The sequence below is a fragment of the Pseudonocardia oceanicola genome (assembly GCF_047200735.1).
GTDB lineage: Bacteria > Actinomycetota > Actinomycetes > Mycobacteriales > Pseudonocardiaceae > Pseudonocardia.
Map to the genome: position 1 here is coordinate 80117 of NZ_JBJZON010000006.1, position 14555 is coordinate 94671.

At 75.8% G+C, this 14555-nt stretch carries 11 protein-coding genes; 3 read left to right on the plus strand and 8 right to left on the minus strand.

The window, feature by feature from the left end:
* Window position 1 precedes the first annotated feature (1 nt).
* The 7 genes from mraY to mraZ form a co-directional block, all read right to left on the minus strand.
* Window positions 2-1072 carry a phospho-N-acetylmuramoyl-pentapeptide-transferase gene (mraY, locus tag ACL02T_RS11420; protein ID WP_412830627.1) on the minus strand — a complete coding sequence of 357 codons (1071 nt, stop codon included), beginning with the start codon at window positions 1070-1072 and terminating at the stop codon, window positions 2-4.
* The gene (locus ACL02T_RS11425) at window positions 1069-2496 is read right to left on the minus strand and encodes a UDP-N-acetylmuramoyl-tripeptide--D-alanyl-D-alanine ligase (protein WP_412830628.1); all 1428 of its coding nucleotides are present in this window, start codon (window positions 2494-2496) and stop codon (window positions 1069-1071) included. Before ACL02T_RS11425 ends, mraY begins: the two co-directional genes overlap by 4 nt.
* 22 nt (window positions 2497-2518) lie before the next feature.
* Window positions 2519-3997, minus strand: a complete 1479-nt coding sequence (locus ACL02T_RS11430) for a UDP-N-acetylmuramoyl-L-alanyl-D-glutamate--2,6-diaminopimelate ligase (RefSeq protein ID WP_412830811.1) — start codon at window positions 3995-3997, stop codon at window positions 2519-2521.
* 289 nt (window positions 3998-4286) lie between these two features.
* Window positions 4287-6131, minus strand: coding sequence for a peptidoglycan D,D-transpeptidase FtsI family protein (locus ACL02T_RS11435; protein ID WP_412830629.1), 1845 nt, complete (start codon window positions 6129-6131; stop codon window positions 4287-4289).
* Window positions 6131-6877 carry a cell division protein FtsL gene (gene ftsL, locus ACL02T_RS11440; protein WP_412830630.1) on the minus strand — a complete coding sequence of 249 codons (747 nt, stop codon included), beginning with the start codon at window positions 6875-6877 and terminating at the stop codon, window positions 6131-6133. The genes ACL02T_RS11435 and ftsL overlap by 1 nt, the downstream gene beginning before the upstream one ends.
* Before the next feature lie 46 nt (window positions 6878-6923).
* Entirely contained in the window at window positions 6924-7853 is a 930-nt protein-coding gene (gene rsmH, locus ACL02T_RS11445; protein ID WP_412830812.1) for a 16S rRNA (cytosine(1402)-N(4))-methyltransferase RsmH, read from the minus strand.
* A gap of 358 nt (window positions 7854-8211) precedes the next feature.
* The gene (mraZ, locus tag ACL02T_RS11450; protein WP_412830631.1) at window positions 8212-8643 is read right to left on the minus strand and encodes a division/cell wall cluster transcriptional repressor MraZ; all 432 of its coding nucleotides are present in this window, start codon (window positions 8641-8643) and stop codon (window positions 8212-8214) included.
* A 457-nt stretch (window positions 8644-9100) separates the two neighbouring features.
* Here mraZ and ACL02T_RS11455 point away from each other — a divergent pair, with 457 nt between their 5' ends.
* From ACL02T_RS11455 to ACL02T_RS11465, 3 genes are all read left to right on the plus strand, one after another.
* A complete protein-coding gene (locus ACL02T_RS11455; protein WP_412830632.1) occupies window positions 9101-10111 on the plus strand; it encodes an AAA family ATPase in 1011 nt (336 codons plus the stop codon).
* Window positions 10108-11349: a DUF58 domain-containing protein gene (locus ACL02T_RS11460; protein WP_412830633.1), complete on the plus strand. Its 1242-nt coding sequence runs from the start codon at window positions 10108-10110 to the stop codon at window positions 11347-11349. Before ACL02T_RS11455 ends, ACL02T_RS11460 begins: the two co-directional genes overlap by 4 nt.
* Before the next feature lie 115 nt (window positions 11350-11464).
* A complete protein-coding gene (locus tag ACL02T_RS11465; RefSeq protein ID WP_412830634.1) occupies window positions 11465-13726 on the plus strand; it encodes a transglutaminase TgpA family protein in 2262 nt (753 codons plus the stop codon).
* 274 nt (window positions 13727-14000) lie between these two features.
* Here the strand turns inward: ACL02T_RS11465 and ACL02T_RS11470 are convergent, their stop codons facing one another.
* Window positions 14001-14393 (minus strand): SCO2097 family morphological protein, encoded by a 393-nt coding sequence (locus tag ACL02T_RS11470; RefSeq protein ID WP_412830813.1) that lies wholly within the window; start codon window positions 14391-14393, stop codon window positions 14001-14003.
* Window positions 14394-14555: the final 162 nt, after the last annotated feature.

Consider the following 14555-nt stretch of genomic DNA (forward strand, 5'->3'; position numbering starts at 1 on the left):
CTCAGAAGGCCGAGGAGGCGGTGAGCCACTCGGAGTAGAAGATCCCCAGCCCCAGCGCCGCGCAGATCGCCGCGAGCAGCCAGAACCGGATGATCACTGTGGTCTCCGCCCAGCCGGCGAGCTCGAAGTGGTGGTGGAAGGGGGCCATGCGGAACAGCCGCCGCCGGGTGGTGCGGAAGACGATGATCTGCAGCGAGACGGACAGCGCCTCGACCACGAACACCCCGCCCATGACGACGAGCAGCAGCTCGGTCTTGGTGACCATGGACAGCCCGGCGAGCAGGCCGCCGAGGGCCAGTGACCCCGTGTCGCCCATGAAGATGCGGGCCGGGGCGGCGTTCCACCAGAGGAAGCCGATGCAGCCGCCCATCGCGGCGGCGGCCACGATGGCCACGTCGAGTGGGTCGCGCACCTCGTAGCAGCCGGCGGCCGCGGCGACCGAGCAGCTGTTCCGGAACTGCCAGAAGCCGATGATCGTGTAGGTGGCCAGGACCATCGCGGCCGTTCCGGCGGCCAGGCCGTCGAGCCCGTCGGTGAGGTTCACGGCGTTGGACCAGGCCGCGACGATCAGGTTGCAGAGGATCACGAACCCGACGACGCCGAACCCCAGCACCGCGATGTCCCGCACGAACGACAGGTACTCCGAGGCCGGGGTGAGATTGCGGGCGTTCGCGAACCGCAGCGCCAGGATGCTGAAGATCGTCGCGGTGAGCACCTGTCCGACGATCTTCGAGGTCTTGTTCAGGCCCAGGTTGCGGCGCCGGCGCAGCTTGAGGAAGTCGTCGACGAACCCGACGACCCCCAGCGCGGTGGTGAGGAACAGGACCAGCAGCGCCGACGCCGTCATCGGCTCGCCGGTGAGCAGGTGGGCGACCAGGTAGCCCGCCCAGATGGCGAACAGGATGGCGACCCCGCCCATCGTGGGCGTGCCCCGCTTGGTCTGGTGGCTCTTCGGCCCGTCGGCGCGGATCTCCTGGCCGAAGCCCTGCCGCGCGAAGAACCGGATGAGGTAGGGGGTGAGCAGGATGGACAGGGCCAGCGCGACCCCGGCCGCGACGAAGACACCCCTCACCGTCGGATCAGCTCCTGGTCCAGCAGCGCCGCGGCGAGCCGGTCCAGCCCGGCCGAGCGGGAGGCCTTGACCAGCACGACGTCGCCGGGCCGGACCTGCGCCGCCAGCAGTGCGGCGGCGGCCTCCCGGTCCGCGACCTGCTCGGTCCCGTAGAGGTCCGTGCCCACGGCCACGAAGCGGTCCACACCCAGCTCCGCCACCACGTCGGCGACCTGCGCGTGCGCGGCCGGGGCCGTGTCCCCGAGCTCGGCCATCGGGCCCAGCACCGCCCAGGTGCGCCGACGGTGCCCACCGTCCCCGACGCCGCCGATCGCGGCCAGCGCCCGCAGCGCGGCGGCCATCGACTCGGGGTTGGCGTTGTAGGCGTCGTTGACGACGGTGACGCCGTCGGCCCGGTCGGTGACCTCCATCCGCCAGCGGGAGGCGGCACCGGCGCCGGAGAGCGCCACCGCGATCCCCTCCGGCGTGCCCCCGAGCTCCAGCGCGACCGCCGCCGCGGCGAGGGCGTTGCCCACGTGGTGCTCGCCGACCAGCTGCAGGGCGACCGGCGCCTCGCCGGCCGGGGTGAGCAGGCGGAAGGAGGCGCGCCCGGCCCCGAGCCGGACGTCCGCGGCCCGTACCGCACCGCCCGTGCCGTACCCGACGACGCGGGCGGAGGTCCGGGACGCCATGGCGGCGACCCGCGGGTCGTCGAGGTTGAGCACCGCCACCCCGCCCTCGTCCGCGGTGGGCAGCGCCTCGACCAGCTCCCCCTTGGCCTGCGCGATCGCCTCCGGCGAGCCGAACTCGCCGACGTGCGCGCTCCCGACGTTGAGCACCACGCCGATCCGCGGCGGCGCGGTCCGGCACAGCCGCGCGATGTGCCCCGGCCCGCGCGCCGAGAGCTCCAGCACCAGGTGGCGGGTGGCGGCACCGGCGCGCAGCGCGGTCCACGGGTGACCCAGCTCGTTGTTGAACGACCCGGGCGGGGCGACCGTCTCGCCCAGCGGGGCGAGCACGGCCGCGATCAGGTCCTTGGTCGAGGTCTTGCCCGAACTGCCGGTCACGCCGACGACCTGCAGGTCCGGCAGGTGGGTGACCGAGTGCCGGGCCAGCCTGCCCAGCGCGGTCAGCACCGCGGCGCCCGAGCCGTCCGGGTCGGCGTCGCCGAGGTCGGTACCGGCGAAGGAGTCCTCCGCCGGCGGCGCGATCACGGCCGGGGCGTCGACCCCGCGCCCGGCGAGCACCGCCGAGGCGCCGGCCGCCACCGCCGCGGCCGCGAAGTCGTGCCCGTCGGCGCGCTCCCCGGGCAGGGCGAGGAACAGCCCGCCCGGCCCGACCTTCCGGGAGTCGAACTCCACCCCGGTGACGGGCTCGTCGCCCGTCGCCCGGTGCAGCGTCCCCCCGGTCACGGCGGCGACCTCGGCCAGCCGCATCTCGATCATCGTGCCTTCCTCGATCCCCGGATCATCGCCGCGCGGCGCGGATCGCCGCGGCGAGCTCGTCCACGTCGTCGAACGGGTGCTTGACCCCGTGGACCTCCTGGCCGGTCTCGTGTCCCTTACCGGCAACGACCACCACGTCGCCGGGTTTCGCCACCTCGACGGCGGCCACGATCGCCGCGCGCCGGTCGCCGATCTCCAGGATGTCGCCACGACCCGGCTCGGCCTCGGCACCGGCGCGCATGGCGGCCCGGATCTCGGCCGGGTCCTCGGTGCGGGGATTGTCGTCGGTGACGATCAGCACGTCCGAGCGCGCCGCCGCGGCCGCCCCCATCAGCGGGCGCTTACCGGTGTCGCGGTCGCCGCCGCAGCCGAGCACCGTCACGACCCGGCCGCCGGGCTGCTGGCCGCGCAGCGCGTCGAGCAGCGCGGCGACCGCGGCGGGCTTGTGCGCGTAGTCCACGACCGCGAGGAACTCCTGGCCCGCCTTGACCCGTTGCATCCGCCCGGGCACGGCCAGCTCGGCGAAGCGCGGGCCGGCGACGGCGGCGGGCACCCCGGCGAGATCGAGCACGGCCAGCGCCAGCACGGCGTTGGCGATGTTGAACGCGCCGGGCAGCTGGAGCCGCAACGGGATCTCCTGCCCGTCCGGCGCGACGACGACGGCCTGCTGGGCGCCGTCGGGGTCGGTCACCAGGTCCCGGGCGGTCCAGTCGGCGGGCGCGATGGTGGACACGGTGACGGCGTCGGGGGCCATCCCGGCCAGCCGGCGACCCCACTCGTCGTCGACGCAGACCACGCCCTGCGCCGCACGCAGCCCGTCGTCGACGAACAGGCGCGCCTTGGCGGCGAAGTACTCCTCCATGTCGTGGTGGAAGTCCAGGTGGTCCTGGGAGAGGTTGGTGAAGGCGCCCACCGCGAACCGGGTGCCGGCGACCCGGCCCAGCGCCAGCGCGTGGCTGGAGACCTCCATCGCGACGTCCGTGACGCCGCGCTCGCGCATCAGCGCGAACAGGGCCTGCAGGTCGGGCGCCTCCGGGGTGGTGAAGGCGCTGGGCAGCCGGTCCTCCCCGATCCGGGTCTGCACGGTGCCGAGCAGCCCGGTCGAGCGGCCACCGGCCCGCAGCCCGGCCTCGAGGAAGTGGGCGACCGTCGTCTTGCCGCTGGTCCCGGTCACGCCCAGCACGGTGAGGTCCGCGGTCGGGTCCCCGTAGACGGCCGCGGACAGCGCACCGAGGATCGTGCGGGGGTGCGGGTGCAGCAGCGTCCGCACGGCCCCGCGCTCGACGGCCTCGCGCAGCTCGGGCCGGGTCAGCCCGGCCGGATCGGTGAGGACGGCGGCCGCGCCGGCGGCGAGCGCCGCACCGGCGAAGTCCGCGCCGTGGGCACGCGCCCCCGGCAGCGCCGCGAACAGGTCACCCGGGCGGACGTCGGTGTTGCGGTGGGTCACCCCGGTGACGGCGACCCCGGACCCCTGGGCCGGATACGGCTCGGCCCCGACCAGTGCGGCGAGGCGGGCGAGGTCGACGGGGGCGACCCGCGCGGGGCGCGGAGGGACGCTCCGGGGCGGTTGCGATCCGGCCGACCCGCCCGTGTCCGTCGGGCGGTCCGTGGGGGCGGAGCTGGCGGGCGACACGTCGGGGAGGCTACCGAGGCCCGCCGGGCGCCCCTCCCCCGCACCACCCGCCCGTCCCCGGCCGCCGGAGGAGCTCGCGACGGCCGTGCGCACGCCGGAGCGGCCCCCGGTCACGACGTCCGGGGGCCGGTGGTCCGGCGGGGGCATCACGCGGGGATCAGGGCACCACCAGGGTCTGCACCGGGGCCGGCTCGCCGACCGGGATGTTCTCGCTCTGCCCCAGGTAGGAGGCGATGTCGTGGAACAGCGGGGCCGCGGAGGTACCGCCCTTGGGCGCGTCGAGCATGATCGCCACCACGAACCGCGGGTCCTGCGCGGGCAGCATGCCCGCGAAGGTGATCCAGTAGGTCGACGAGGCGTAGCAGCCGCAGTCCGGGTCGACCTGCTGGGCCGTGCCCGTCTTGCCCGCGACCTGGTAGCCCGGGACCTGGGCGGTGTACCCGGTGCCCTGCTGGCCCGGCGCCTTCTGGGTGACGGCGGTGAGCATCGTGCGCAGCTGTGCCGCCGTCTCCGGCGACACCACCCGGACGCCCTCGGGCTGCGGGGTCTCGGTCCGCGACCCGTCCGGCGCGATCGTGGCGCCGACGATCCGCGGCGGGATCCGCAGCCCGTCGTTGGCCACGGCCTGGTACATCCCGGCCATCTGCAGCACCGTCATCGACAGGCCCTGCCCGATCGGCAGGTTGCCGAAGGTCGAGCCGGACCACGCGGAGCGCGCCGGCACCGAGCCCGCGCTCTCCCCGGGCAGCCCGACGTCGGTGCGCTCGCCGATCCCGAAGCGCGCCAGCATGTCGGAGAAGCGGTCCGGACCGAGCTTCTCGGCGGTCATGATCGTGCCGACGTTGGAGGACTTCGCCAGCACCCCGGTCAGCGTGTAGCGGTCCACCCCGTGGGACCAGGCGTCGTGCACCGTGCGGTCGGCGACCTTGATGCTGCCCGGCACGTCGAGCACGTCGTCGGGGCCGGCGAGGCCGTACTCCAGCGCCCCCGCCATCGTGACGATCTTGTTGACCGAGCCCGGCTCGAACGGGCTGGACACGGCCGGGTTGCCGAGCGTGGCGGGGTCGGCGGCGGCGAGCTGGCGAGGGTCGAAGGTCCGGCCGTTGGCCATCGCCCGGACCTGTCCGGTCGCCGAGTCGAGCACGACGGCCGAGCCACCCCGCGCCCCGGTCTTCGCCACGTAGTCCTGCAGCTTCTGCTGCACCACGAACTGCAGGTCCGAGTCGATCGTCAGCTCGACGTCCGACCCCGGCACCGCGGCCTGCTGGGCGCGGGTGCTGCCCGGGATGACGGTGTCGCTGCCCTCGGCGGTGTCGACGACCTGGAAGCCGTCCGTGCCGGCCAGCACGTCGTCGTCGGAGCTCTCCAGGCCGACCCGCCCGACCAGCTTGCGGTTGTCCGCGCTCCAGGTGGCCGCACCGACGATGTTCGCGGCCAGGGTGCCGGCCGGGTACTGCCGCGCCTCGCGCTTCTCCTCGGCGATCTCCGGGAACCGCTCCTCGAGGGCGCGCGCCACGTCCGGGTCCGCATGGGTGGTGAGCACGACGTAGCCGCGGTCGGCGTTCAGCTGCTCCTGGATCGCGTTGGGGTCGCCGCCGGTGGCCCGGCCGACGGCCTGGGCCATCTCGGCCTTGTAGGCGCCGGCCTGCTCCTTCTTCACCGAGTCGATCAACCGCGGGTTCGTGACGAGCGCGCGGGACTCGGTCGAGAAGGCCAACGGGGTCCCGTGGCGGTCGAGGATCGAGCCGCGCTCCGCCGCGATCGTGATCTTGGTGGTGCGCTGTTTCTCCGCGCTCGCGGTGAGCTCGCCGGCGCGCACCGTCTGGATCAGCAGCAGCTGCACGGCCGAGGCCAGCAGCAGCACGACGAGCAGGAGCCTGCCGATCCGGAAGCGCCGGTCCGCCGGCGCGAGGCGGGAGGCGGGCCGGCGCGGTGGCCCCGGCGGGCGCCGGCCGGACCGCGGGCGCGAACCGGAGCGGGCGCGCGGGGGCGCGATCGCCATCAGCCCGCTCCGCCGCCGGTCGAGGCCGGGGCCTGCGCGGCCTGCTGCTCCTGGGCGGCGCCCGGGACCGGTTCCTCGGCCGCGCCCCCGCCCTCGGCGTCCCGCTGCGCGCCCGCGTCGGCGGCGAGCTGCGACTCGGGGGGCGACTGGGCCGGCATGGCCGGGGCCGCCGGGGCGGGTGCCGGCGGCCGGGTGGCCGCCGACGGCTCGCCGACGACCGTGACCGCACCGTCCGGCCCCACGACCAGCCGGGCCGGGTCCTGGACCGGGACCATGCCCAGCTCGGTGGCTCGCCGGGCCAGCGCGGGCGCCGACTCCATGGCCGCCACCTCGCGGTGCAGCCGCTCGCTCCGTTCGGTCAGGTCGCGGGCCGCCGTGCGGGCGTCCTGCAGGGCGTAGGAGTCCGCCGCGGCGGCCGTGGACAGCCACAGCGTGAGCACCAGACCGGTCGCCAGCAGCGCCATGATCAGCAGCACGAACTGGGCACGGCCCCCGGTGCCGGCCCGCGGCGCGGTCCGCCTCGGCGCACCGACCAGGCGCTTGGTGCGCTGGTCGCGGCGGGCGTACGCGGCCTTCGCCGCGCCCGACCCGCGCCGCGGCGCGGGGACGGTGACGCTCCCCCGCTGGGCGGGTATCCGCCGGGCCGGGGACCCGGTGGTGGTCGACGGTGCCGACGCGGCGCGCTGCCAGCCGACGGACACCGCGGGACGGCGGGTGCGGGTCCGGTCCGCGACCGGGGCACTCACACCGCACCCCCGGTGACGCCCGCCGAGTTGCTGCCGTCGTGGCGGATCATGCTGCGACCTCCCGGATGCGCTCGGCGGCCCGGCACCGCACGGAGGCGGCGCGCGGGTTCTCTTCGATCTCGTCGTCACCTGCGACCTCGGCCCCCCGGGTCAACAGCCGCAGCTCCGGGCCGTGGCCCGGCAGCTCGACCGGCAGGTCCACCGGGGTCCGGGAGGTCGCGCGGGCGGTGAACTCCCGCTTGACCATCCGGTCCTCCAGCGAGTGGTAGGCGAGCACGACGATCCGCCCGCCCACCGCCAGCGAGTCGAGCGCGGCCGGCAGCGCCGTCCGCAGGGCCTCGAGCTCGCGGTTGACCTCGATCCGCAACGCCTGGAAGGTCCGCTTGGCGGGATGCCCCCCGGTCCGCCGCGAGGCGGCGGGCACCGCGGCGTAGAGCAGCTCCACCAGCTCGGCGCTGCGGACGAACGGTGCCTGCTGCCGGCGCCTCGCCACGGCGGACGCGATGCGCCCGGCGAACCGCTCCTCCCCGTACTCCCGCAGGATCCGGGTCAGCTCGGGCACCGGATAGGTGTTGAGGACCTCGGCCGCGGTGGGCCCCGTGGTGGGGTCCATCCGCATGTCGAGGTCCGCGTCGCGGGCGTAGGAGAAGCCGCGCTCGGTGGCGTCGAGCTGCAGCGAGGACACCCCGAGGTCGAACAGGACGCCGTCGACGCGCGGAAGCCCCAGCTCCGCGAGGACGTCGGCGATCCGGTCGTACACGGCGTGCACCAGGTGCGTGCGGCCGGTGTGGGCGGTGAGCCGCCGCCCGGCCATCTCGAGCGCCTGCGGGTCCCGGTCGAGGCCGACCAGGGTCAGCCGGGGGTGCGTCGCCAGCAACGCCGCCGCATGGCCGCCGAGGCCCAGGGTGGCGTCGACCAGCACCGCCGGCCGGTCCCGCAGGGCGGGCTCGAACAGCTCGAGCACCCGCGGCAGCATGACCGGCACGTGGGAGTGCGGACCCGGCTCGTCCTCCGTCGTGGACACCCTGGTCACCTCCCGCCGCGCCCCGGCCCCGCGCCCGCACACGGAACCGCCCTGCATGCACAGCGGCCCGGGACCCGCCGGCGTCCCGAGCCGCTGCCGTCCCGCTCCAGCTCCCCAGCCTGGCGGGTGTGGTACCGCTCGTGCCGCCGTCCCCACCTGGCCGCCGTGGGGCCGCCCCCGCCCGACGGACCTGGCACCGGGGAAGGTGCGCCAGGGCCGGCGGGCCGGGAAGGCCTCCACGGCGTCCGGGTCGGGACGGCGACGGTGTCGAAGTCGGGGACCGCGCCGGGCCCACGATGTGCCGGTGGGCTCAGATCAGTCCGGGCAGAACCTCCTCCTGCGCCTTGGCGTAGTCCTCCTCGTGCCGCTCCTGGTACTCCTGCCAGGACTGCGCGTCCCAGATCTCGACGCGGGTGAAGGCGCCGATCACCACGCACTCCTTGGTCAGTCCCGCGTACCGGCGCAGCTCCGGGGCGATCGCGATCCGGCCCTGGCCGTCGGGGTTCTGCTCGTCGGTTCCCGAGAAGAGGTTCCGCTGGAAGGCACGGGCCGACTCGCTGGTCAGCGGCGCCGCGGCGACCTTGGTGGCCATCTCGGTGAAGGCCTCGCGGGTGAACACGTAGAGGCAGTGGTCCTGCCCTTTCGTGACCATGCACCCGCCCCGCAGATCGTCCCGGAACTTCGCCGGCAGCGTCAGCCGCCCCTTGTCGTCCAACCGTGGGGTGTAGGTGCCGAGGAACACCCACACCACCTCGCCTCGGAGCCCCGTCTTGCTCCAACGGCGGCCACATTACCCCACTTCCCCCCACCGTCAACTCGAACAGACCCCTGACCAGGCCTCCGTTCGGTGTTTCAGCAGGTCGGATGACGGGGGGTCGAGTGGGGGGAGGTCGGCGGGAGGGCGCGATCGGCGGGGGACGACTCTCCGACCGCTTCGGCGAAAGCGCAGGTCAGCGAGGTTCGCCGAGATCGGTGGGGAGGGTGGGAGGTGCCGCGGGGGACCGTGGGGACCCCGGGTGGGGAGCGGTGGGGGGCAGGGTGGGAGCCCCGGACGGACGCCCGGCGCGGTGTACCGGTGACACGTCCGGGGGACGCGGCTCGCGCCCGTTTGACAGACTGGGCGACACGGTCCTGCGGAGACCTCTTCGCAGGTCCTCGTGTCCGACCCCGTCCGCGGACGCCCACGAACAGGAGCAGGGTTGACCACCAGCAGCCGTCCGGGCCCGCCGGTCACCGGCGACGGAACGCCCGAGCCCCCGCCGCTGGGCGCCGTCGCCGATCTCACCGGCCGCATCGCGCAGAACGTGCAGCGGATCATCGTGGGCAAGCCCGAGGTCGTCCGGCTCGCGCTGGTCACGCTCCTCGCGGAGGGCCACCTCCTGGTCGAGGACGTCCCCGGGGTCGGCAAGACGTCGCTGGCCAAGGCGCTGGCCCGCTCGCTCGACTGCTCGGTCAGCCGGGTGCAGTTCACCCCGGACCTGCTGCCCGGCGACATCACGGGGATGTCCGTCTACAACCGGCAGACCGGCGAGTTCGAGTTCCGGCCCGGCCCGGTGTTCGCCAACGTCGTGATCGCGGACGAGATCAACCGGGCGTCCCCGAAGACGCAGTCGGCGCTGCTGGAGTGCATGGCCGAGCACCAGGTCACCGTCGACGGCGGGACCTACGGGCTGGCCAGCCCCTTCATGGTCGTCGCCACCCAGAACCCGGTGGAGATGGACGGCACCTACCCGCTGCCGGAGGCGCAGCGGGACCGCTTCACCGCGCGGATCAGCGTCGGCTACCCCGACCCGGCCGCGGAGCTCGCGATGATCGACGAGCACGCGGGCGCCGACCCGCTCGACACCCTGCGCCCGGTGGCCGACGCCCGGGCCGTCCGCTCGGTGATCGAGGCCGTGCGCCGGATCCGGGTCGGTCCGGAGGTGCGGCAGTACTGCGTCGACCTGGTCGGCGCGACCCGCCGCCAGCCCGAGCTGCGGCTCGGCGCCTCCCCGCGCACCACCCTGCACCTGGTGCGGGCGGCGCGCGCGCACGCGGCCCTCGCCGGGCGCGGCTACGTCGTGCCGGACGACGTGCAGGCGATCGCCGTCCCCGTCATCGCGCACCGGCTGACCGTCGCCCCCGAGGCCGGCGCCTCGCGGGTCACCGCCGCCGACGTCGTCCGCGGGTTGCTGTCGCGCATCCCGGTGCGGGCGTCCACCCGGGCGTGACGTCCCGCCCGGCCCGGACCCGCACCGTCGGGCTGACGGTCCGCGGGCGCAGCCTGCTGGCCGGCGGCGTGGCGACGGCCGTGTGCGCGGTCGTGCTCGACGAGCGCGACCTGCTCCGGATCGGATTGGTGGTGTGCCTGCTGCCGCTGGTCTCGTTGCTGCTGACCGTGCGCACCCGGCGTTCGGTCCGGGCCGACCGCACGCTGCTGCCCGGCCGCTCCGCCACGGGCGCCCCGGTCGAGGTGGCACTGGGCCTGGGCGGCGGGCCGGTGCTCGGTGCCCTGCGCCTCGCCGACACCGTGCCCGACGCCGCCGGACCCGTGCCGCCGACGCCTCCGCGGTTCACCGTGCACCGGATCGGCGCCCGCGGCGCGCGCGTCACCTATCCCCTGCGGCCCGTGCTCCGCGGCGCGCACCGGGTGGGCCCGCTGACCGCCCGGGCCGTCGGCGCGCTCGGCCTGGCCGAGTTCACCCGCGAGATGCTCGGCCCGGACCGGCTGCTCGTCGTGCCGCGGGTCGTCGCGCTGCACGGGGCGCCGCAGGCACTCGGCAGCGGCGAGGGCCTCCCGGGGGCCGCCGCCCAGCAGGGGCAGGGCAGCCCGGACGTCATGGTCCGTACCTACCGGCAGGGCGACGAGCTGCGCCGCGTGCACTGGCGGAGCACCGCCCGGCACGACGAGCTGATGGTCCGGCTCGAGGAACGTCCGTGGCACGCCGGGGTCACCGTGCTGCTCGACCGGCGCGACGGGGCCCACCGCGGCCACGGCGCCGGCGCCAGCCTCGAGTTCGCCGTCGTGCTGGCCGCGAGCATCGGCGCCCATCTGTTGCGCCGCGGGGAGCCGGTCGAGGTGGTCTCCGAGGACGGCGCACCGGTCGCCGCCGGCGAGGGTCTCGATCCGCTGCTCGACGGGCTCGCCGTGCTCCGGCCCGCCGCCCGCCCCGACCTGTCCGGCCCCTCCACCGCGCCGGGCCGGGACCTCGTCGCCGTGCTGGGGGCCTGCACGCCCGAGCACGCCGGGCAGCTCGCCGGCCGGCACCCCGGCGGCGGCTACGCGATCCTGCTCGACACCGCCACCTGGGACGGCGCCGGCGGGCCGGCACCCGGGCCGGCCGCCGCGGCCGAGGTGCTCCGGCGTGCCGGCTGGCACGTCGCCGTCGCCACCGCGGACCACGCCCCGGAGCAGGCGTGGGCCGCACTGGTCGCCGGCAGCCCCGTGATCCCGGCGGGTACCGGGTGAGCCCTCCGACCGGGCTCGGTGGTGGGCACCCACGGCTCGAAGGGGCAGGCCGTGGGCACACCCACGGCCCGAGGGGGTCGGTAGTGAGCCCACCCACCGCTCGAGGAGACCGGCCGTGAGCACACCGACCGCGGCCCGCCCGGCCCCGCCCGCCACCGCTTCCCCTCCCGAGCGCGGCCGCGTCCGCCGGGTGGCGGCGGTGGCGGCGGGCCTCGCCGTCCTGCTCGCCGGCACCTGCCTGGTGGCCGTGGTGCGGGGCGGCACCTGGTTCACCGACACGGCGCTGGTCGTCGCGGTCGTCACCGGGCTCGGGGTGGCCCTGCAGCGCCTCCCCGGACCGGTCGTGGCGCTCGGGCAGCTCCTCGGTGTGCTCCTGCTGCTCACCGGCCTGTTCGGCGACGGCGCGGTGGCCGGGTTCCTGCCGGGCCCGGCGGCGTTCGGCGCCTTCGCCGACCACCTGACCGAGGCCGCCGCGCAGATCGACTCGGGGATCGCGCCCGTCGTCCCGACGCCCGGGATGCTCTTCCTGATCACGGCCGCGTTCGGCCTGCTCGCCGTGATCGTGCACGCCACCTCGGTGTCCGCGGGGGCCCCGGCCGCGGCCGGGGTACCGCTGCTCTGTGCGGTCGCGGTGCCGGCGGCGCTGTCCGACACCCTGCTGCCCTGGTGGGCGGTGGCCTGCGCGGTCGCCGGCTACGGGCTCCTGCTCGTCGCGCGGGAGGGCTCCGGACGGCGCGGGACCACCCTCGTGACCGGCGGGGTCGCGGTCGTCGCCGCGGCCGGGGTGCTCGGGCTGCTGCTCGGGAGCGCGGCCACCGTGGTCGGTACGGCGGGGCGCTTCGCCGGGGGCGGCACGGGCGGTGACGGCGGGGCCATCGGGCTCAACCCGTTCACCTCGCTGCGCGGCCAGCTCACCCAGAGCGATCCGGTCGAGCTGTTCCGGACCACCGGGCTCCCGCGCCCGACCTACCTGCGTGCCCTGACCCTCTCCGACTACCGCGCCAACTCCGGCTGGGCGGCCGCCACGCCCCGCCCCGGCGTCCCGCTCGCCGGTCCGCTGACGGAGGACCCCGGGGCGGGCGAGCGGGTCCGGGTGGCGGTGCAGAACGTCGGCTTCCGGGACTACTGGCTCCCGCTCTACGGCCGGCCCGAGTCCGTGACCGGCGTCGACGCCGGACGGTGGGCCTACGACCGCAGCAGCGGGATCGCCTACACCCCACGGCCGCGCGAGGAGGAGGCCTGGGAGCAGACGGCCGTGCTGCCCGCGCCCTCCGCCGAGGACCTGCGCTCGGCCACCGGACCCGTCCGCGTGGACCCGGTGTACCGGGACACGACGGGGGTCGATCCGCGGGTCGCGCAGATCACCGCCGAGGTCACCCGGGACGCCCCGACCGCGTTCGACAAGGCGATCGCCCTGGTGGAGTACTTCACCGGGCCGGCGTCGCAGTTCCGGTACAGCCTGGAGACGGCGCAGGGCAGCGGCGACGACGCCCTCGTCGACTTCCTCACCGTCGGGCGCACCGGGTACTGCGAGCAGTTCGCCTCGGCGATGGCCGTGATGCTCCGGACCCAGGGCGTGCCGGCGCGCGTGGCCGTCGGGTTCACCGCCGGTACCGAGGGCGACGGCTACCGCAGCGTGAGCACCCGGGACGCGCACGCCTGGGTCGAGGCCTGGTTCCCCGGCCACGGGTGGACGACCTTCGACCCGACCCCGTTGACGGACGGCCGCACGGTCGTCCCGCCGTACGTGCTCGAGGCCGTGGGCGACGCCGCGGCCGGCGCCGAACGGCCCGCCGCCCCCGAGGACGGGGTCCCCCAGCCGGAGCGACGGGCCGAGGCCCCCCGGCCCACGCCGGAGCCGCCGCCCGCCGACCTGCCGCAGCCGGACCCGACCGCGGCCGACCAGGGCGGAGGGTTCCCCGTGCTGATCCCGCTCGTGGTCCTGTCGGTGGTCGCGGTGCTGGCCGGCCCGGCGCTGGCGCGCCGGGCGCTGCGGAGGCGTCGGCTGGCCGCGGCCGCCGCCGGTGGCCCCGGGGCCGGGCGCGCCGCGTGGGAGGAGGTGCTCGCGACCTCGCGGGACGGGGGCTCGGGTGTCTCCGACGGCGACACGGTCCGCGGCACCGCCCGGACGATGGTCGCCGCACACGCTCTCGGCGCCACCACGCAGGAGGAGCTCCGCGAGATCGTCCGGCTGGTGGAGGCGGAGTGGTACGGCGACGAGCCGCCACCGCCCGGCGCCCTCGCGCACCCGCTGGAGGCCGTCCTCGCCGCGATCGGCGGGTCCGACGGGCGGGGCTGGAGATCGTGGGCCCGGACCCTCCTCCCCCGTTCCCTGGTGACCACCGTGACGGAGCGCCTCCCGGCCAAGGCCGGGTGACGCCCGCGCGGGCAGGAGTACGGCGCCACCACACACCTTCTCGGGCGCCCCGAGGTCGCGTGATGGCTCCATGACGCGCGGCAGAGGGCGCGTGGGGTGCGTGATGGATCCATCACGCGCCCCAGCACGCGCATGAACAGCGTTATGGCTCCACAATGCATGCCGGCAGGAGGGTGGGAAGCGTCATGGCTCCCTGACGCACCTCGGCAGGCGATCCGATCGCGAACGAGGAGAGCCGCGACCCGGTGGGCCGCGGCTCTCCTCGTGATCGGGGTCAGTCCTGGTCGAACCGGCGCCGGAAGCGCTCTTCCATCCGCCCCGTGAAGCGGTTCTTGTCCGGGTCGGCCTGCTTCTCGTCCGAGCCCTCGGCGGACTTGCCGGCCCCGCGGGCGCTGAGGGCGAGCATCGTGCCCCCGAGCATGGCCAGGAAGCCGACGACGCTGACGATGGGAACCGCGCTGACGAGATCGCGGAGCGGAGCGACCGCCACGCCGACGACCAGCAGCACCAGACCCACCGCGAAGAGCGCGATGCCCTGGAGCCGACGGCGCCGGCTCGGTTTGCGCAGCTTCGAGCCACGCACGGTCGAGGCGAACTTGGGGTCCTCGGCGTAGAGAGCACGCTCGATCTGTTCGAGCAGGCGCTGCTCGTGCTCGGAGAGGGGCATGACGTCCTCCGGCACAACGGTCACGGGATGTCCCGCCGACCGTGGTGCGCCGGTGACGGGACGAGCGCCCGGGATGGGCGTCTGACCAAGAGGATACGAGTCAAAGGGCTGGTCCACTACCCGGAGGTCACAACGGGGACGGATCGATCTCCGAACGGGCCC